The organism is Pseudomonas sp. 21615526, assembly GCF_013386245.1.
In the GTDB taxonomy this organism is placed as follows: Bacteria; Pseudomonadota; Gammaproteobacteria; order Pseudomonadales; family Pseudomonadaceae; genus Aquipseudomonas.
On record NZ_JACAOM010000236.1, the window covers coordinates 1 to 361 of the forward strand.

Annotated in this window: 1 protein-coding gene; it reads right to left on the reverse strand. The window is 68.7% G+C overall.

Translation table 11 applies throughout. The annotated features are described in order from the left end of the window. Positions 1 to 361 (reverse strand): acyl-CoA dehydrogenase family protein (locus tag HX786_RS31445; protein ID WP_256735356.1); only part of this gene is annotated, 361 nt, incomplete at both ends.

Consider the following 361-nt stretch of genomic DNA (forward strand, 5'->3'; position numbering starts at 1 on the left):
TGCGCCAGTGCCGGTCCAGGCGCAGCGAGGCGTGGGTGGAGCGCGCGCCGGTGACTTCGAACAGGCGGCTGCACAGCTCCAGGCCGTTGCGGGTGGCAGCGACCTTGGCCGTGGCGATGGCGATGGCCAGCTCGCCGCGCTCGCTTTCACTGAGGCTCGGGCCCTTGGCCCAGGCCTGGTCCAGCAGTTCGGCGGCGCGTTCCACCAGCAGGCGCACGCCTTCCAGCGCGACCCAGAATTCGCCGTAGTGGTTGAGCACGTACGGGTCCTGGCGAATGTCCTGCACCGTGGATTTATGCCAGGGCCGGGTTTCGGTCAGGGTGTAATTCCGGGCTTCGGCAAACGCGCCTTCGGCGATGCC